Genomic DNA, 17,332 nt, shown 5'->3' on the forward strand with positions numbered 1-17,332 from the left:
GCCCCGAACGCGCGACAGGTTGGCCGTAGGGTGATCGCGACCGAGCGGAGAGGGGACGGCACATGTCCGCGCACGCGGTGCCTGTGGTGATCAACCACACGGGCCAGGACCGGAGTTGGGCCGAGTGGGTCGCCTGGGAGTTGCGGCGGGCCGGCCACCGGGTGGTGTCCGCGCCCTGGGTCTGGTCCACCCGGCTAGCCACCGATCCCCTGGACGCCGACGCCGACCCGGACGCCGTGGTGGTGCTGCTGCTGTCCCCGGCGTTTCTGGAGAGCCGCTGGAGCACGGCGGGGTGGGCCGCCGCCGTCGGCCGGGCGGCGCGGCTGGTCCCGGTGGTCGTGGAGCCGATTCCGGACGGCCTGCTGCCACCCGCGCTACGGGCCCGGCAACTGCTGCGGCTGTACTCGGCGGGCGAGCGGGACGCCGCCCGGTCGCTGCGGGACGCGGTGGACGGAGCCGTAACCGGCCCCGCCCCCCAGCCCGGCCCCAGCCGCGCACGCGGCGTCGCGGGCCCGTCGGCGGACCCGGCGTCCGGCTCCCCGCCGCCGAGGCTGCCCGCGGCCTTCCCCTCCCGGGTGGCGGGGAACATGGAGGTGTCCTCGGCCCGGGTGACCGGCCGGGACGACCTGATCGGGATGCTCCGGCGGAAGCTGACCGACCGGCACGGTGCCCTGGTGGATGCCCCGGTGGGCGCGGACGGCGTCGGCGCGGAGGAGATCGCCCGGGAGTACGCCCAGACCTACGCCACCCAGTACGACCTGGTTTGGTGGCTGCCGGCGGCCGGTCTCGCGTCGCTGCGCGACGGATACGCCGTGCTCGCCGACTACCTCGATGTGCCCGCCGGGCCCGCCGGTGACCGGGCCGCGGACCTCCTCGGCCATCTGACCGGCCGCGGACGATGGCTGCTCGTCCTGTCCGGGGCGGCGGCGCCTGGGGAACTCGCCCCGCTGCTGCCGCCCCGGTCCGGGCACACCCTGGTCGTCTCGGCCGACCCCGACTGGGTGCGGGTCTACTCCGGCCGCGGCGGCCAGGCACCGGCCTCCCCGCCGCCCGCCGGCAAGCGCGTGCTGGCCGTGGCCACCGAGTGGTTCTCCCGCAGGGGCGGCCTGAGCACCTTCAACCGGCGACTGTGCCGGGGCCTCGCCCAGGCCGGCGCCTCCGTGTACTGCCTGGTCCCCGGCTACGACGAGGAGGAGCGCCAGGACGCCCGGAAGTCGGGTGTGACCCTGGTGGCCGCCGGCAGCGAGCGGGGACCGGCCTGGGCGGGGGAGTGGGGCCTGTACCGCAAACCGCCCGTGGAAGCGCTGCCGCTGGCCCCCCAGGTGGTCATCGGGCACGGCCGGGTCACCGGACGGGCCGCCCAGATCCTGGCCGAGGACCACTATCCGCACGCCGCCCGGGTGCACATCCTCCATATGGACCCCGACGCGCTCGAATGGCTCAAGGACCACCGCGACGGAGACGCCGCGAGGGTGGCCGAGGAACGCAACCGCCTGGAGGTGGACCTCGGCACCAGCGCCGACCATCCGTTCGCCGTCGGCCTGCGGCTGTACAACGACTACGCGGCCGACTTCGAGGACCCGCCCCTGGAGGAACTGCGGCCCGGCTTCGACGGCGCCGGACTGCCGCTCCCGCCCGGCGGAGGAGACCCGCCCTCGTCGCGCCGCCCGCCGAAGGGCCACCCGAGGGTGCTGGTGCTCGGACGCACCGAGGACGTCGGGGTCAAGGGCCTGGACACGGCGGCGACCGCCCTGGGGCTACTGGTGAAGCGGAGTGCTCCGCTGGCGGGGACCCGGTTGTTCATCCGGGGCGCACCCGCGGACGGGTCCGCCGACCGCCTCAAGCGCCGGCTGGAGGAGGCGACCGAAGCACCACTGGGCATCGTGGTCAGGGAGTACAGCGCCGACGCCCGCGAACGCGCCGCCGATCTCCGCGGGGCCAGCCTGCTGGTGATGCCCTCCCGCGCCGAGGCGTTCGGGCTGTCCGCCGTCGAGGCCATCACCGCGGGCATCCCGGTCCTGGTCAGCAGCGTCAGCGGAATCGCCGTACAGCTGAAGCAGCTCCTGGGGGAGGACCGCGCCGCGCGGTTCGTCGTGCCGACCGGTGACGACGACCGGAACACCGCACGGTGGAGCCAGGCCATGGAGGCGGTGCTGACCGACCGCGAGAAGGCCTTCCGACACGCCGCCGAACTGCGGGAGCAGCTCCAGCAGGCCTACTCCTGGGCGGGTACCGCCCGCAGGCTGCTGGCCGAACTCTCCTGAGCCGCCGCGCCTTCTCCATCGGGCGGAGCCGGCGGCGCCGTCCGGGCCGCCTCGGAGACGTCCGCCACCACCTCGCTCATATCCGCCCCGTACGCCGCCGGGTTGACCACCTTCAGCAGCAGGCAGAGGACGCCCCCCGAGCCGCGCCGGTGCAACTCCTCGTGGTGGGAGGCCAGATAGCGGGCGGCGGTCTGGTTGGTGATGGCGCTCTGGCCGCAGAGCAGGAACACCGGCCGGGCATGGGCCTCTGAGGCCAGCCGGACCAGCAGGACGTACTCCTCCTGGCCCTTGACCCTGCGGTAGGTCCGCCCGGCTATGTGGATCGCCCCCTGGTCCGGGCCGGGCTCGGGGGTGGTGGTGAACCGCACCCCGGGCAGCAGCGCGGCCAGATGTGCGGCGGTGCGCTGGTTGGACGCCGGGCCGCCGACGCAGAACTCGGCCCGGGTGCCGAACCCCTGGCGGGTCTCGTCATGGGCGGCGATCTGGACCTCGGCCCCGCAGTCCTTGACCAGCGCGGCCAGTTCGAGCAGCGCGAAGGCGTCCCGCTGGTGCACCGAGCGCTGCTCCCCGCCCATATGGCGGTTGACCACGAACAGGCACTCCGAGCCGTCCGGCAGCCCGAAGAACCGCTGCTTGCGCCGGAGTCGTCGCCGCCACAGATACGTCCGGGCGGACCAGCCAAGGCCCGCGCTGATCCCCGCGGCCACCACCCCGAGCACGACTTCCAGCACCCCGTCGGTCATGCCGGGACTCTAGCGGCCCCCTCCCGCGCGGTGCAGCCCCCGCTGCCGGGCTCCCGGGCTACGCCTTGCGGACGCCGTCCGCGATCATCAGCACCAGGAAGCCGAGCACCGCGATGACGATATGGGCGAACAGCTCCCACCCCTGGAGGAAGCCCACCTTCTCGATCAGCCAGTCGGTGAACCCCATGAGGCGGAACCACGGCCACACCTCCCGGACCACACCGCAGACGCCCGCGATCAGCAGGATTCCACCCACCAGCTCCAGCAGTTTCTTCATGGTGCCGATCCTCCGCCGGGCCGGGCCGCCGCCGCGTCCGGCCTCGGCAGCGTCCCGAGGGTCCGAAAGTATCGGCCCGCTCGACTTCGGTAGCCGCCCGCCCGCCGAGCCGCCCCTTCCGGCTCCCGGCCGCTTAGCGTGGAGGGCATGACGCGAGCGGAGTACCGCTGGCTGCTCCCCTCCGACCTGGCGGACGACCCGGCGGAGGAGGCGGCGGCCGCACCACGGCAGGCCCCGACCCCGGATGCCCCTGCCACCAGGCACGAGGGCACCCGGTGGTGGCGGCCGGGGCGGCGCCGGACGGTCCGCGACTGGGTGGTGGACACCGTCGCCTTCGCCTTCGCCGCCCTCCTCGGGGTGCTCGCCGCCGAGGCCTCCCGAGGGATGGACAACGCCGCCGCGGTGGTCGTCGCCGACCAGATCGTCGCGGCCGCCGCCTGCTGCGCCCTCTGGGTGCGCCGGCGGTGGTCGGTGCAGCTGACCGCCGTACTGAGCGTGGTCGGCGTCATCGCCCCGGGGGTCGGCGGCGCGCTGCTCGTCGCCCTGTTCACCGCCGCCGTCCGGGTGCCGTTCGGCCGGCTCGCCCCGCTGGGGCTGTTCGCCATGGCCTGCTCGATCGCCCAGGCGGTGGTCCGGCCCGACCCGTCGATGGGCCTGCTCGCCGGGATCATCGCCAGCGCGGTGCTCCTTCTGCTGGTCACCGGCTGGGGCATGCTGGTGCGCGCCCGCCGCCAGCTGGTGGTCGCCCTGCGCGAACGGGCCGCCCGCGCCGAGGCCGAGGCGGAGCTGCGCGCCGAGCAGGCCCAGCGCGCCGCCCGGGAGGCCATCGCCCGGGAGATGCACGATGTCCTCGCCCATCGGCTCACCCTGCTCAGCGTGCACGCCGGGGCCCTGGAGTTCCGGCCCGACGCGGCCCCCGCCGATGTGGCCCGGGCCGCCGGGGTGATCCGGGACAGCGCCCATGACGCCCTCCAGGACCTGCGCGAGATCATCGGGGTGCTGCGCGCCCCCGGCGAGGGCGACCCCGACCGGCCGCAGCCCACCCTGGCCACCCTGGACGAGCTGGCCGCCGAGTCCCGGCAGGCCGGGATGCGGGTCACCCTGGACAACGGCGTCCCCAACCCCTCGGGCGTCCCCGCCGCCACCGGCCGCGCCGTCTACCGGGTTGCCCAGGAGGGCCTGACCAACGCCCGCAAGCACGCCCCGGGCGCCGAGGTCACCGTGACCGTGCGCGGCCGCCCCGGCGACGGGCTCACCGTCGAGGTCCGCAACCCGGCCGCCGAAGACCGCGCGGCCGGAATGCCCGGCGCCGGGCAGGGGCTGATCGGGCTCACCGAGCGGGCCGTGCTGGCCGGCGGCCGGCTCGACCACGGGCCCCTCCCCGAGGGCGGGTTCGCCCTGCGGGCCTGGCTACCGTGGCCGGTATGACCATCCGGCTGCTCGTCGTCGACGACGACCCCCTCGTCCGCGCGGGACTCACCCTGATGCTCGGCGGCGCCGACATCGAGATCGTCGGCGAGGCCGCCGACGGCTCCGAGGTGCCCGCCCTGGTGGACCGGCTCACCCCCGACGTCGTCCTGATGGACATCCGGATGCCCCGGGTGGACGGGCTCACCGCCACCGAGCGGCTGCGCGCCCGCCCCGGCGCTCCCGAGGTCGTGGTCCTCACCACCTTCCACGCCGACGAGCAGGTGGTGCGGGCGCTGCGGGCCGGGGCCGCCGGGTTCGTCCTCAAGGACACCCCGCCGGCCGAGATCGTGGACGCGGTGCGGCGGGTCGCGGCCGGCGACCCGGTGCTCTCCCCGGCGGTCACCCGCCGGCTGATGGACCGGGTGGCGGACGCCCCGCCCGGCCCCGCCGACCGCCGGGCCGCGGCCACCGCGCGCCTCGCCGTCCTCGCCGAACGCGAACGGGAGGTGGCGCTCGCGGTCGGCGAGGGCCGCTCCAACGCCGAGATCGCCGCCGTGCTCTATATGAGCGTCCCCACCGTCAAGACCCATGTCTCCCGGGTGCTGGCCAAGCTCGGCCTCAACAACCGCGTCCAGATCGCCCTGCTCGTGCACGACGCCGGACTGCTGGACGGCGACGCCGCGCCCTAGCGGACCGGCGGGTGGGCCGGGTGCCGTACCGGGGCCCGGCCGGTGCCTACAGTGGGCCGATGGAGATCATCGAACTCGCCGCGCTCGCCGAGGACTTCACCGCCGACCCGTACCCGGTGTACGCCAGGCTGCGCGGCGCCGGTCCGGTGCACCGGGTGCGCACCCCGCAGGGCCACGAGGTGTGGCTGGTGGTCGGCCACACCGAGGCGCGGGCCGCGCTGGCCGACCCCCGGCTGTCGAAGTCGCCCGCCACCGTCGGCGGCACGATGCTGGACGAGCAGGTGGTCGGTTCCAATCTGCTGGTCCTGGACCCGCCCGACCACACCCGGCTGCGCCGACTGGTCACCCGGGAGTTCACCGGGCGCCGGGTGGAGGCGCTGCGCCCCCGCGTCCAGTCGATCACCGACGGCCTGCTGGACGCCATGGCAGGCGGCGGCGAGCGGCGGGCCGATCTGGTGGACGGGCTGGCCTTCCCGCTGCCCATCACCGTCATCTGCGAACTGCTCGGGGTGCCCGCCGCCGACCGGGACGCCTTCCGCGCCTGGACCGCCGAGATCGTCGCGCCCAGCGACGACGAGGCCGAGTCCGGCGCCGTCCACGCGCTCTCCGGCTACCTGGACGAGCTCATCGAGGACAAGCGGTGCTCCGGGCCCGCCGACGACCTGCTCTCCGGGCTGCTGCGCACCCGCGCCGAGGACGGTGACGCGCTCTCCGCGACCGAGCTGCGCGCCATGGCGTACCTGCTGCTGATCGCCGGGCACGAGACCACCGTCAACCTGATCGGCAACGGGATGCGGGCGCTGCTCTCGCACCCGGAGCAGCTGGCCGCGCTCCGGGCCGACCCGGGGCTGCTGGACGGGGCGGTGGAGGAGATGCTCCGCTTCGACGGGCCGGTGGAGACCGGCACGGTCCGCTTCGCCCGGGAGCCGGTGCCCTGCGGGGACGCGGTCATCCCGGCCGGTGCCTCGGTGCTGGTCGGGATCGCGGCGGGAGACCGGGACCCGGCCCGCTTCCCCGGTCCGGACCGCTTCGACATCCGCCGGGACACCTCCGGACACCTCGCCTTCGGCCACGGGCTGCACTACTGCCTGGGCGCCCCGCTGGCCCGGCTGGAGGGCCGGATCGCGGTACGGGGCCTGCTGGACCGCTTCCCCGGCCTCGCCCTCGACCCGGCCGCCGCCCCGGCGGACTGGCTGCCCGGCCTGCTCATCCGCGGGGTCCGCCGACTGCCCGTGACCTGGTGAAGCACGGCCTGCCGGCCTTTTCGAAGACCGGCCGGCCGTCAGGGCGCCCCGTCGATCTCCGCCAGCGGCACCGGGCGCCGCTCCCGCCGGGACCGCTCGCAGGCCTCGGCGACCCGGAGCGCGGCCAGCGCCTCCCGGCCGTCGCAGGGGTTGTCCCGCTCCCCGCGGGCCAGATGGACGAAGGCGTCCAGCTCGGCCTCGTACGCCGGGGCGAACCGCTCCAGGAACCCGGTCCAGGGCCGGGTGGCCGGCGGCGGGCCGAGCGGTTCGGTGGAGGCGAGCGGGGTGCGCTCGTCCAGGCCGACGGCCACCTGGTCGCGCTCCCCGGCCAGCTCCATCCGTACGTCGTAGCCCGCCCCGTTGCACCGGGTGGCGGTGGCGGTGGCCAGCGTCCCGTCGTCCAGGGTGAGCAGCGCCGCCGCGGTGTCCACGTCCCCGGCCTCCCGGAACATCGGCGGCCCGGCGTCCGACCCGGTCGCGTACACCTCCACCACCTCCCGCCCGGTCACCCAGCGCAGGATGTCGAAGTCATGCACCAGGCAGTCCCGGTAGAGCCCGCCGGAGAGCGGAAGGTACGCGGACGGCGGCGGCGCCGGGTCGGAGGTGATCGCCCGTACGGTGTGCAGCCGGCCCAGCCGACCGCTCCGTACCGCCCGGCGGGCGGCCCGGTACCCGGCGTCGAAGCGGCGCATGAAACCGAGCTGGAGCACCGAGCCGGCCGTCTCGACCGCCCGCAGCGCGGCCAGGGTGCCAGGCAGCTCCACGGCGATCGGCTTCTCGCAGAAGGCCGGCAGCCCGGCCCGCGCGGCCCGGGCGATCAGTTCGGCGTGGGACGCGGTGGCCGAGGTGATCACCACCGCGTCCACGCCCCAGGTGAACACCTCGTCCGCGCCGCCGGCCAGCGCGGCCCCGGTGGCCTCGGCGACTCGCGCCGCCCGCGTCCGGTCGGCGTCGGCGACGACCAGGCTCCCGACCTCCGGATGGCGGGCGAGCAGGCCCGCGTGGAAGGCGCCGATCCGCCCCGTGCCGATGACTCCGATGCGCATGGGCACGACGGTGGATCGGCCCCCGGCCGCTGTCAAGCGATCACCGGGCCCGACCGTGCGTGTTCTTGACCGCTGCCCCCGCCGCCCGTACAAACGCTCGAAGGCGGCCAAACGCCCGAGGACGGCGGAGACGGGGACGGACGGGGGTGGTGGCAGCCGATGACGGGGCCGATGACTGGGCGCCGGAGCACGATGACCCATACTTGGCCGGTCGGGACGGAGCGGTCGGTGTCCCGGCGGCGAGCGGTACGGCGAGAAGGGCACGGCGGCGTGGCAAGGGCAGGCAGAACAGGACACGGGCCGATGCGGGGTATCCCGCCGCGCACCCCGGTACGCGCGGTGGGCGCGGTGCTGGCGGTGGTGCTGGCGGTGGTCCTCAGCGGATGCAGCTCCACCGGCGGCAAGCGGGCCGAGGACGCCCGCAAGGCGGCCGCCGCCCAGGGCCGCTCGGCCGTGGACACCCCCCGGTGGACCTTCGCCATGGTCACCCACTCCGGGGACGGCGACACCTTCTGGGACATCGTCCAGAGCGGCGCCAAGCAGGCCGCCGTCAAGGACAACATCGACTTCCTCTACGCCAAGAGCGACGAGGGCCAGCAGCAGGCCCAGCTGATCGACTCCTATGTGGACAAGAAGGTCGACGGGCTGATCGTCACCCTGGCCAAGCCGGATGCGATGAAGGCCGCCGTGCAGCGGGCCGTCAAGGCCGGCATCCCGGTGATCACCGTCAACTCGGGCGCCGACCAGTCCAAGGCCTACGGGGCGCTCACCCATATCGGCCAGGACGAGGGCGTGGCCGGTCAGGCCGTCGGCACCGAGCTGGGCGAGCGGGGCCGAAAGAAGGCGCTGTGCATCCTGCACGAGCAGGGCAACGTCGGCCATGAGCAGCGCTGCGACGGGGTCCGCAAGACCTTCCCCGGCCAGGTGGAGAACCTCTACGTGGACGGCACCACCATGCCGGATGTGCAGGCGTCCATCGAGGCCAAGCTCCAGACCGACCGCGCCATCGACGCGGTGGTCACCCTGGGCGCCCCGTTCGCCGACGCCGCCGTGCAGGCCAAGCGCACCGCCGGCGCCAAGGCGGAGATCGACACCTTCGACCTCAACGCCAAGGTGGCCGCCGGGCTGAAGAGCGGCGACCTCGGCTTCGCCGTGGACCAGCAGCCCTATCTCCAGGGGTACCAGGCCGTGGACCTGCTCTGGCTCTACCGCTACAACGCCGACGTCCTCGGCGGCGGCCGCCCGGTCTTCACCGGACCGCAGGTGGTCACCAAGGAGGACGCCGCGCGGCTGGAGGAGTACACCAGGCGGGGCACCCGATGACCGCCGCCGCCGAGGAGGCCGCCCCGGCGGCCCGCACCACCACCCGGCCCCCGCTGGCCCGCCGGCTGCTGGGCCGCCCCGAGCTGGGCTCGGTGGTCGGCGCGCTGGCCGTCTTCCTCTTCTTCGCGGTCGCCGCCGACGGCTTCCTGCGCCCCGCCAGTTTGGGCACGGTGCTCTACGCGGCCTCCACCATCGGGATCATGGCGGTGCCGGTGGCGCTGCTGATGATCGGCGGCGAGTTCGACCTGTCGGCCGGGGTGCTGGTCACCACCTCGGCGCTGGTCTCCTCCATGGTCAGCTTCCAGTTCACCGCCAACGTCTGGGTCGGCGCCGCCGTCTCGCTGCTGGTCACCCTGGCCATCGGCGTCTTCAACGGGGTGATGCTCACCCGGACCCGACTCCCCAGCTTCATCATCACGCTGGGCACCTTCCTGATGCTGACCGGGCTCAACCTGGGCGTCACCAAGCTGGTCGGTGGCACCGTCTCCACCAAGACCATCGCCGACATGGAGGGCTTCTCCTCCGCCCGGGCGCTCTTCGCCTCCACCTTCACCATCGGCGGCGTCGGCATCAAGGTCACCGTCCTGTGGTGGCTCGCCCTGGTGGCGCTGGCCACCTGGATCCTGCTGCGCACCCGCTTCGGCAACCATGTCTACGCGGTCGGCGGCAACGCGGAGGCGGCCCGCGCCGTCGGTGTGCCGGTGCGCGCCACCAAGACCGCCCTCTACGCGGGGGTGGCCTTCGGCGCCTGGGTCTCCGGGCAGCATCTGCTGTTCTCGTTCGACGTGGTCCAGTCCGGCGAGGGCGTCGGCAACGAGCTGATCTACATCATCGCCGCGGTCATCGGCGGCTGCCTGATCACCGGCGGCTACGGCTCCGCCGTGGGCGCGGCCGTCGGCGCGCTGATCTTCGGTATGACCAGCAAGGGCATCGTGTACGCGGAGTGGAACCCGGACTGGTTCAAGTTCTTCCTCGGCGCGATGCTGCTCCTGGCGACCCTGCTGAACGCCTGGGTCCGCAAGCGCGCGGAGGCCGCCCGATGAGCCCCGAGACCACCCCTCTGATCGAACTGGAAGGCGTCGGCAAGCAGTACGGCGCCGTGCGCGCCCTGGACGGCATCGACCTCCAGGTCCGCGCCGGGCAGATCACCTGCGTGCTGGGCGACAACGGCGCCGGCAAGTCCACCCTGATCAAGATCATCGCCGGGTTGCACCCCCATGACGCCGGCACCCTGCGCATCGACGGCGAGGAGACCCGCCTCGGCTCCCCGCGCGAGGCCCTGGACCGGGGCATCGCCACCGTCTACCAGGATCTCGCCGTGGTGCCGCTGATGCCGGTGTGGCGGAACTTCTTCCTCGGCTCCGAGCCCACCACCGGCCGCGGGCCGCTGCGTCGGCTGGACACCGCCGCCATGCGCGAGACCACCCGCTCCGCGCTCCTCCGGATGGGCATCGACCTGCGCGACGTGGACCAGCCCATCGGTACCCTCTCCGGCGGCGAGCGCCAGTGCGTGGCCATCGCCCGGGCCGTCCACTTCGGCGCCAAGGTGCTGGTGCTGGACGAGCCCACGGCCGCGCTCGGCGTCAAGCAGTCCGGCGTCGTCCTGAAGTACGTGGCCGCCGCCCGCGACGCCGGGCTCGGCGTGGTCCTCATCACCCACAACCCGCACCACGCCTACCTCGTCGGCGACCGCTTCGTGCTCCTCAAGCGCGGTGCCATGGCCGCCGCCCACACCCGCGAGGCGGTCACCCTCGACGAGCTGACCAGGCAGATGGCGGGCGGCAGCGAACTGGACGACCTCCGCCACGAACTGGAGCGCGACCCCGGAAAGTGATCCGCGCCGCCGGGCCGCCGCAACCCCGCGCCCCGGCCGCCCGGCCACCCGCACCTGGCAGAATCGGTCCCGGCGGGCGCCGTCCGCCGCCGGTGCGCCCCGTCCCGCCGGCCCCACCGACACCACCCACGCGAGGACCGTTGAGCACGTACCGAGACGTCGCCCACCGGGGCTCCGCCCGCGCCACCGTGCTGCGGACCGTCGGGACCCGGGAGCGCCGCTCGCATCTGAGCGCCCCCCGCGTCCCCACCGTGGGCATCGACATCGGCGGCACCAAGGTGATGGCGGGCGTCGTGGACGCCGACGGCCAGATCCTGGAGCGGATCAAGACCGAGACGCCTGACAAGTCCAAGAGCGCCAAGGTGGTCGAGGACACCATCACCGAGCTGGTCCTCGACCTCTCCGACCGGCACGATGTGCACGCCGTCGGCATCGGCGCGGCCGGCTGGGTGGACGCCGACCGCAGCCGGGTGCTGTTCGCCCCCCATCTGGCTTGGCGCAACGAACCCCTCCGCGACGCCCTGGAGGCCCGGCTCGCCGTCCCCGTCATGGTGGACAACGACGCCAACACCGCCGCCTGGGCCGAGTGGCGCTTCGGCGCCGGCCGCGGCGAGGACCATCTGGTGATGATCACCCTGGGCACCGGCATCGGCGGCGCCATCCTGGAGGACGGCCAGGTCAAACGGGGCAAGTACGGGGTGGCCGGCGAGTTCGGCCATATGCAGGTGGTCCCCGGCGGGCACCGCTGCCCGTGCGGCAACCGCGGCTGCTGGGAGCAGTACAGCTCCGGCAACGCCCTGGTCCGCGAGGCCCGCGAGCTGGCCGCCGCCGACTCCCCGGTCGCGTACAGCATCATCGAACGGGTCAAGGGCAGCGTCCCCGACATCACCGGCCCGCTGATCACCGAGCTGGCCCGCGAGGGCGACGCCATGTGCGTGGAGCTGCTCCAGGACATCGGCCAGTGGCTCGGCGTCGGCATCGCCAACCTGGCCGCCGCCCTGGACCCCTCCTGCTTCGTCATCGGCGGCGGCGTCTCGGCCGCCGACGACCTCCTCATCAGCCCCGCCCGGGACGCCTTCAAGCGCCACCTCACCGGCCGCGGCTACCGCCCCGAGGCCCGGATCGCCAAGGCCCAGCTCGGCCCCGAGGCCGGTATGGTCGGCGCCGCCGACCTCGCCCGGCTGGTCGCCCGCCGCTTCCGCCGCGCCAACCGCCGCCGCGTCGAGCGCCATGAGCGCTACGAGCGGTACGCCCAGGCCATCCGTACCGGCACCCTGCCCTTCAGCGGCGCGGCGGCCGACGGTACGGAAACCGAACCCACCCCTCGGGAACCGTAGCCATGTCCGTCCTGCACCAGCCCGCCACCGCCGACGAGCGCCGCCGGATGATCCGCCGCCGGGTGATCACCGCGCTGGTCATCGTGCTGCTCATCGGCATCCCGGCCGGCTACCTCGTGATCTCCGCGCAGCAGAGCCGGGACAGCGGCCGCGACAAGGCCGCCGAGTCCTCGGTGGCCGGCCTCCAGGACCAGTGGCCCTCCAAGATGAAGCGCCGGGTCTTCGAGGTGCCCATCCCGGGCGGCGCCACCGAGGTCGCCTACTTCGAGACCAGCAACTGGAAGACCAGCCGGCTGTACGTGGAGTTCACCACCAGCGGCTCCGGCCTGGACACCTTCCTGGAACGGGTCGGCACCAGCCGCTCCGCCCTGGACACCGGCAAGGTGAGCGTCGGCCACCGGGACGCCGCGACCGTCGGCTGGACCTTCCCCGGCCGCCGCGACTGGGCCGCCACCACCCACCACCTGCCCACCCCCCGCCCCGACCGGGACATCACCGTCGACCTCACCGACCCGGCCGCCCCCCGGGTCTACGTGGTCTCCACCACCACCCCCTGACGTCGGGCCCGGGTCAGTAGTCCCGGCCGTTCAGCGCCCGGTAGAGGAAGCGGGTGCCGGCCTCCACGGCCTCCTCCTCGGAGAGCTCGGGCCAGAGCCCGGCCAGCCCCTCCAGCACGGTCGTCATCAGCGCCAGACTGGTCCCGGGCGAGGCCGGCAGCCGCTCCACCGGCGCCAGATGCCCGGCCAGGTCCCCGCTCTGGTCCCGCCGGAAGCGGTCGAGCACGGCCGCGAACTCCTCGCTCACCAGCGCTGCCTGGCGCAGCGCCGCCATGGTCGGGGCGTGCGCGCGGTGGACCCGCCAGTAGGCGGAGACATGGTGGCGGACCGCCTCGGGGTCGGAGAAGTCCGCGCGGTGCGCCTCGTCCGCCGCCCAGGCGTCGCTCGCCGCGGCCACCTCCCCGAGCAGCGCCTCCAGCAACTGCTCCTTGCCTGTGAAGTGGTTGTAGAAGGAGCCCGCCGAGCGTCCGGCCTCGGCCGTGATGTCGGTGATCTTGGTGTTGAGGTACCCCTTCGCGGCGAACACCCGCTCGGCCGCCGCCAGCAGTGCCGCCCTGGTGTCGGCCGCCTGCTTCTCCCGACTCGCCCGCACGTCCGTTCCTCCTCGCCGCTTGACGAGGCACGCTAGCAGCGCGCATGCTGAATCCACATTCACTGAATTCCAATTCAGCAAATGCTCACGCCCGCCCACCGAACGGAGAACCCCATGCGCGTCCTCGTCATCGGCGCCGGACCCACCGGACTCACCCTCGGCATCGACCTCGCCCGGCGCGGAGTGGAGGTGCGGGTGATCGACAAGGCCGGATCCTTCTTCGCCGGCTCGCGCGGCGACGGCCTCCAGCCGCGCACCCTGGAGGTCTTCGACGACCTCGGCGTCCTGGACGCCGTACACCAGGCGGGCGCGCCGACCGCGCCCTTCCGGGTCCATCTCGACGGCGCGTACGCGGGGGAGCGGCGGATGGTCGAACCGGCCGCGCCCACCCCGGCCGTGCCCTACCCCGACCCCTGGGTGCTGGGCCAGTCGCAGACCGAGGCGATCCTGCGGGCCCGGCTCGCCGGGTACGGGGTGAAGGTCGAGCTCGGCACCGCGCTGACCGCCCTGGAGCAGGACCCCGACGGAGTCACCGCCCACCTGTCCACCGGCGAACGGCCCCGCGTCGACTACCTGGTCGGGGCGGACGGCGGCGCCAGCCTGGTCCGCAAGGCGATCGGGGTGGCGTTCCCGGGGACCACCGACGAGTCCTTCCGGGTCCTGGTCGGCGATGTCACCGCACCCGGTCTCGACCTCGCCCTCGGCCACTGGTTCGCCCGGGCGGAGGACCCGGTGCACGGGGTCGCCCTCACCCCGCTGCCCGGCACCGGGGCGTTCCAGTTCATCAGCCCCCTCGGCGAGGGCGACGACGCCTCCCTGGCCACCATGCAGGCCCTGCTGGACCGGTGCCGGGCCGGAGTGCGGCTGACCGGCCACGGCTGGGCGACCGTCTGGCGGCCCAACGTACGGCTGGCCGAGCGCTACCGGGTCGGCCGGGTCTTCCTCGCCGGGGACGCCGCCCATGTCCACCCGCCCACCGGCGGCCAGGGCCTCAACACCGGTGTGCAGGACGCCTACAACCTGGGCTGGAAGCTGGCGGGGGAGACCGCGCTCGACAGCTACGAGACCGAGCGGCGCACGGTCGCCGCCCGCGTCCTCGGCGCCAGCACCGCCCTGCTCGACCGGTACACCGAGGGCCGCGAGGACGCCCACCGGCGCGGCCCGGACGGCTACGGCCTGGACATCAGCTACCGCGCCCCGGACGCCGAAGGCCCCCTGGCCACCGGCGACCGCGCCCCGGACGCCCCGCTGCTGGACGCCGCCGGCCGGCCCGTACGCCTCTTCGACCTCTTCCGCGGCCCGCATGCCACCCGCCTGTACTTCGGCACCCCCGCCCCCGACGAGCCGCACGCCTACGCCGTCCTGCGCCCCGGCACCACCCCGCCCGCCCGCGGCCGCCATGTCACCGACCCCGACGGCCACGCCTTCGCCGCCTACGCCGCCGAGCCCGGCGCCGCTTTCCGTATCCGCCCGGACGGCTACCTGGGCTGACCGCCGGTGAGACACCTGGGCCCGTGACGCCCGGACCGCGATCGGTTCCGGCCCTGACTGGACTCCGTCCGGCAACTGAGCGACAGTGTCGAGGGGTGTGCGACCGGGAACACGCTGTGTCGCAGGCACCGGATCCCCCGACGTCATCGAGTACCACCGCGAACGGGACGTCTGCTCCCCGACCCGACCAGCGAAGTGCGGACGAGAACCCGTGAGTAAAAGAATCAGCACGCGGCGTGACAGCCGCCGCTTCGTCCGCGACCTCGGCCTACCGCCGGCGGACAGCATCCGGGACCTGCTGCCCCACGTGGAGAAGCGGTCGGGCCACCCGATCCGCGTCGTGCCCAACCCCCTCGGCGGTACGCAGGGCGTGTGCGGCGTGTGGATACGGACCGGGGCGGGCGTCGACTACATCTTCGTGGACGAGAAGACCAGCCGCGCCCACCAGGACCACATCATCGCGCACGAGTTGGCCCACATCCTGTGCGACCACCACGGGGCTCTCACTCCTGCGCCGGCCGTGGTGATGACCGACCAGCTCATCACCACGCTCGCTCCGGAGACGGTGCGGACCATGCTGGGGCGCAGCGACTACACGTACCAGGACGAGCGGGAGGCCGAGCTGATCGGCTCCCACCTCCAGCGCCATGTGCACGGTCCCGGCCGGCAGGTCGGAGCGCACGACCGGGTGGCGGAGACGCTGCTGCGCACCAGGAGGTAGCAGGCTCGTGCAGCAACTCCTCCATCCCGTATCCGCGATCCTCGCCTCGGCCGGATTCCTGCTGCTGCTCTGGCCGCCGCGGCACCTGCGCAAGGACCGGTCGCTGGCCGCGCTCGCCGGTGTCTACGGCTTCTGCGCCCTGTCCTTCCTGGTGTCCCTGGAGCCGGTCTGGGTGCTCCTGGGCGACTCCACCGGGCTCCCCGCCATCGGGATCCTCGCAGCGTTCACCACCGTGACGGTCCAGGTGTCCCTCCAGCCGGTCGCCCTCGCCTACTGGGTGCTCCCGCCGGGGAAGGCCGCACAGCGGGCCCGGCTGTGCCTGGGCGCCGGGGCGGTCGCCGTCCTGGGTCTGGTGGTGCTGTTCCTCCAGCTCCCCTCGTCCGGCCGGACCACTCCGCAGACCATCACCGCCCAGTACATCCACTTCGGGGCGTACCAGGCCTATCTGTCCTTGTACATCGTCACCTACACCGTCGGCCAGACCGCTCTCGCCGTGGGCTGCTGGACCGCCGCGCGCCGTACGGACCAGGCATGGGTCGCCCGCGGTCTGCGTCTCGTCGGGGCCGGCGCGGTGCTGACCCTCGGCTACAGCGCCATCCGGCTCGCCGGGATCGCCACCCGGCTGTTCGACCAGCACCCCCTGCCGCCCGCCGTGGAGGGCCTGGCGTGGATCTGCGCCGACGGCGGCAACACGCTCGTCCTGATCGGCTTCTTCATCCCGACCCTGGCGGTGCACGTCGTCCCCCGGGTACGGGCCTGGACGCGTGCGCAACGCGACTACCGGAGACTGGCGTCACTGTGGGAGGCGGTCCACCGCACCGTACCCGGCGTCGCGCTGCAACCGGCCCGCACCGTCGCCCGGCTGTACGTCTGGGACCCCGCCTGGCACCTGTACCGCCGCACGGTGGAGATCCGCGACGGCCAATGGGCCCTGCGGCACCACCTGGACGAGTCGGTACGGAGCTCGGCCGAGCGGCACCATCGGGCCGCCGGCCTCACCGGCGCCGAACTCGCCTCCGCCGTCACCGCCGACCAGCTCCGCGCGGCGCTTGGCGCCTACCGCCGCGACGAACCCCCGCGGACCCCGGCCGAGTACGCCGACGCCGGCACCCGCGAGCTCGTGCGCACCCCGGACGACGACGTCCGCGAACTGCTCCGCATCGCCGCCCACTACGACACCTCGCCGACCCGCCAGGAAGTCGCGACCCCGGGGAGCTGACGCACCACGTGGCCGACGGCCGTACGCACCGCGGAGGCCGCTCCCACCGCGGTGACCTGCCCCGAGGCGCCCTCGGCGGAACCGGGGGCGAAACGTCCCAAGGCAGCTTCCTGCACCTCCCATTGTCCTCATACCGCAAGTGGGCTGGTATGTGTGGGAATTCAAGGCGATTCCGGCGGTACGGAGCAGGAGCTGTCTTGAACTCGCTTGTGTTCACCAAGAGACAGGGGGAGTGATGCACGAGCGTGAGTTCCGGGCCTTTGTATCCGTGGCCGAAACCGGACGCATGGATCAGGCCGCGAAGGTGCTCGGCTATTCGCAACCGGCCATCAGCTACCAGATCAAGTGCCTGGAGCAGATGCTGGGCACCAAACTCTTCACCCGAGACTCCACCGGCGCGAAGCTCACCAGGGAGGGCCGCATGATACTGCCCTCCGCCCGGGCCGTACTCGTCCTGATCGACAGTATGAAGGGCGTCTGCGCCCCGGTGTGACCCCGGTGGCTTCGGTCCCCAGCACCATCCAGGCCCGGAGCCGGGTCACCCCCCACCTGCTCCAGCTGTAGTGGCAGTCAGCTGCAACTTCA

17 protein-coding genes are annotated in these 17,332 nt (G+C 73.9%); 13 read left to right on the forward strand and 4 right to left on the reverse strand.

Annotated features, from left to right (window positions below; translation table 11 throughout):
* Positions 1 to 62: 62 nt before the first annotated feature.
* Positions 63 to 2,264: a TIR domain-containing protein gene (locus ABZ945_RS12775; protein ID WP_361267592.1), complete on the forward strand. Its 2,202-nt coding sequence runs from the start codon at positions 63 to 65 to the stop codon at positions 2,262 to 2,264.
* Here the strand turns inward: ABZ945_RS12775 and ABZ945_RS12780 are convergent.
* Together ABZ945_RS12780 and ABZ945_RS12785 are read right to left on the reverse strand one after the other, a co-directional pair.
* Positions 2,216 to 3,007, reverse strand: a complete 792-nt coding sequence (locus tag ABZ945_RS12780) for a hypothetical protein (protein ID WP_361267594.1) — start codon at positions 3,005 to 3,007, stop codon at positions 2,216 to 2,218. The two genes, ABZ945_RS12775 and ABZ945_RS12780, sit on opposite strands and share 49 nt — an antisense overlap.
* Positions 3,008 to 3,065: 58 nt before the next feature.
* Positions 3,066 to 3,284, reverse strand: coding sequence for a hypothetical protein (locus tag ABZ945_RS12785; RefSeq protein WP_361267596.1), 219 nt, complete (start codon positions 3,282 to 3,284; stop codon positions 3,066 to 3,068).
* Positions 3,285 to 3,431: 147 nt separating this feature from the next.
* Between ABZ945_RS12785 and ABZ945_RS12790 the strand changes: the two genes are divergently transcribed.
* The 3 genes from ABZ945_RS12790 to ABZ945_RS12800 are packed head-to-tail and all read left to right on the forward strand — an operon-like array spanning position 3,432 to position 6,627.
* Entirely contained in the window at positions 3,432 to 4,712 is a 1,281-nt protein-coding gene (locus tag ABZ945_RS12790) for a histidine kinase (protein WP_361267599.1), read from the forward strand.
* Positions 4,709 to 5,383, forward strand: a complete 675-nt coding sequence (locus tag ABZ945_RS12795; RefSeq protein WP_361267601.1) for a response regulator transcription factor — start codon at positions 4,709 to 4,711, stop codon at positions 5,381 to 5,383. Before ABZ945_RS12790 ends, ABZ945_RS12795 begins: the two co-directional genes overlap by 4 nt.
* A 59-nt stretch (positions 5,384 to 5,442) precedes the next feature.
* Positions 5,443 to 6,627 (forward strand): cytochrome P450, encoded by a 1,185-nt coding sequence (locus ABZ945_RS12800; RefSeq protein WP_361267603.1) that lies wholly within the window; start codon positions 5,443 to 5,445, stop codon positions 6,625 to 6,627.
* A gap of 38 nt (positions 6,628 to 6,665) precedes the next feature.
* On the opposite strand, the gene ABZ945_RS12805 is transcribed toward ABZ945_RS12800, so the two are convergent.
* On the reverse strand, positions 6,666 to 7,673 hold the full coding sequence (locus tag ABZ945_RS12805) for a Gfo/Idh/MocA family oxidoreductase (RefSeq protein ID WP_361267605.1): 1,008 nt from the start codon (positions 7,671 to 7,673) through the stop codon (positions 6,666 to 6,668).
* 303 nt (positions 7,674 to 7,976) lie between these two features.
* Here ABZ945_RS12805 and ABZ945_RS12810 point away from each other — a divergent pair, with 303 nt between their 5' ends.
* The 5 genes from ABZ945_RS12810 to ABZ945_RS12830 all read left to right on the forward strand — a co-directional run bounded on the left by ABZ945_RS12810 (position 7,977) and on the right by ABZ945_RS12830 (position 12,724).
* The gene (locus ABZ945_RS12810) at positions 7,977 to 8,996 is read left to right on the forward strand and encodes a sugar ABC transporter substrate-binding protein (RefSeq protein ID WP_361267607.1); all 1,020 of its coding nucleotides are present in this window, start codon (positions 7,977 to 7,979) and stop codon (positions 8,994 to 8,996) included.
* The gene (locus tag ABZ945_RS12815) at positions 8,993 to 10,039 is read left to right on the forward strand and encodes an ABC transporter permease (protein WP_361267609.1); all 1,047 of its coding nucleotides are present in this window, start codon (positions 8,993 to 8,995) and stop codon (positions 10,037 to 10,039) included. Before ABZ945_RS12810 ends, ABZ945_RS12815 begins: the two co-directional genes overlap by 4 nt.
* Positions 10,036 to 10,830: an ATP-binding cassette domain-containing protein gene (locus ABZ945_RS12820; RefSeq protein WP_361267611.1), complete on the forward strand. Its 795-nt coding sequence runs from the start codon at positions 10,036 to 10,038 to the stop codon at positions 10,828 to 10,830. The genes ABZ945_RS12815 and ABZ945_RS12820 overlap by 4 nt, the downstream gene beginning before the upstream one ends.
* A gap of 140 nt (positions 10,831 to 10,970) precedes the next feature.
* A complete protein-coding gene (locus ABZ945_RS12825) occupies positions 10,971 to 12,167 on the forward strand; it encodes an ROK family glucokinase (RefSeq protein WP_361267613.1) in 1,197 nt (398 codons plus the stop codon).
* Between the two features lie 2 nt (positions 12,168 to 12,169).
* On the forward strand, positions 12,170 to 12,724 hold the full coding sequence (locus tag ABZ945_RS12830) for a hypothetical protein (protein ID WP_361267615.1): 555 nt from the start codon (positions 12,170 to 12,172) through the stop codon (positions 12,722 to 12,724).
* A gap of 13 nt (positions 12,725 to 12,737) precedes the next feature.
* On the opposite strand, the gene ABZ945_RS12835 is transcribed toward ABZ945_RS12830, so the two are convergent.
* Complete coding sequence (locus tag ABZ945_RS12835; protein WP_361267617.1) at positions 12,738 to 13,316, reverse strand: TetR/AcrR family transcriptional regulator; 579 nt, start codon at positions 13,314 to 13,316, stop codon at positions 12,738 to 12,740.
* Between the two features lie 114 nt (positions 13,317 to 13,430).
* Here ABZ945_RS12835 and ABZ945_RS12840 point away from each other — a divergent pair, with 114 nt between their 5' ends.
* From ABZ945_RS12840 to ABZ945_RS12855, 4 genes are all read left to right on the forward strand, one after another.
* Positions 13,431 to 14,807: an FAD-dependent monooxygenase gene (locus ABZ945_RS12840; protein WP_361267619.1), complete on the forward strand. Its 1,377-nt coding sequence runs from the start codon at positions 13,431 to 13,433 to the stop codon at positions 14,805 to 14,807.
* Between the two features lie 211 nt (positions 14,808 to 15,018).
* A complete protein-coding gene (locus ABZ945_RS12845) occupies positions 15,019 to 15,528 on the forward strand; it encodes a hypothetical protein (protein ID WP_361267621.1) in 510 nt (169 codons plus the stop codon).
* Positions 15,529 to 15,535: 7 nt separating this feature from the next.
* Positions 15,536 to 16,747 (forward strand): MAB_1171c family putative transporter, encoded by a 1,212-nt coding sequence (locus ABZ945_RS12850; RefSeq protein ID WP_361267623.1) that lies wholly within the window; start codon positions 15,536 to 15,538, stop codon positions 16,745 to 16,747.
* A gap of 235 nt (positions 16,748 to 16,982) precedes the next feature.
* Positions 16,983 to 17,240, forward strand: a complete 258-nt coding sequence (locus tag ABZ945_RS12855; RefSeq protein WP_361267625.1) for a LysR family transcriptional regulator — start codon at positions 16,983 to 16,985, stop codon at positions 17,238 to 17,240.
* Positions 17,241 to 17,332 lie beyond the last annotated feature (92 nt).

It is taken from the genome of Streptomyces sp. NPDC046887, from assembly GCF_040644755.1.
GTDB classification, from domain to species: Bacteria; Actinomycetota; Actinomycetes; order Streptomycetales; family Streptomycetaceae; genus Streptomyces; species Streptomyces lichenis.

Bases quoted from the DNA above. Each gene is read 5' to 3' on its own strand.
- ABZ945_RS12775 (WP_361267592.1), top strand. From the start codon at position 63: ATGTCCGCGCACGCGGTGCCTGTGGTGATCAACCACACGGGCCAGGAC.
- ABZ945_RS12780 (WP_361267594.1), bottom strand. From the start codon at position 3,007: ATGACCGACGGGGTGCTGGAAGTCGTGCTCGGGGTGGTGGCCGCGGGG.
- ABZ945_RS12785 (WP_361267596.1), bottom strand. From the start codon at position 3,284: ATGAAGAAACTGCTGGAGCTGGTGGGTGGAATCCTGCTGATCGCGGGC.
- ABZ945_RS12790 (WP_361267599.1), top strand. From the start codon at position 3,432: ATGACGCGAGCGGAGTACCGCTGGCTGCTCCCCTCCGACCTGGCGGAC.
- ABZ945_RS12795 (WP_361267601.1), top strand. From the start codon at position 4,709: ATGACCATCCGGCTGCTCGTCGTCGACGACGACCCCCTCGTCCGCGCG.
- ABZ945_RS12800 (WP_361267603.1), top strand. From the start codon at position 5,443: ATGGAGATCATCGAACTCGCCGCGCTCGCCGAGGACTTCACCGCCGAC.
- ABZ945_RS12805 (WP_361267605.1), bottom strand. From the start codon at position 7,673: ATGCGCATCGGAGTCATCGGCACGGGGCGGATCGGCGCCTTCCACGCG.
- ABZ945_RS12810 (WP_361267607.1), top strand. From the start codon at position 7,977: ATGCGGGGTATCCCGCCGCGCACCCCGGTACGCGCGGTGGGCGCGGTG.
- ABZ945_RS12815 (WP_361267609.1), top strand. From the start codon at position 8,993: ATGACCGCCGCCGCCGAGGAGGCCGCCCCGGCGGCCCGCACCACCACC.
- ABZ945_RS12820 (WP_361267611.1), top strand. From the start codon at position 10,036: ATGAGCCCCGAGACCACCCCTCTGATCGAACTGGAAGGCGTCGGCAAG.
- ABZ945_RS12830 (WP_361267615.1), top strand. From the start codon at position 12,170: ATGTCCGTCCTGCACCAGCCCGCCACCGCCGACGAGCGCCGCCGGATG.
- ABZ945_RS12840 (WP_361267619.1), top strand. From the start codon at position 13,431: ATGCGCGTCCTCGTCATCGGCGCCGGACCCACCGGACTCACCCTCGGC.
- ABZ945_RS12855 (WP_361267625.1), top strand. From the start codon at position 16,983: ATGCACGAGCGTGAGTTCCGGGCCTTTGTATCCGTGGCCGAAACCGGA.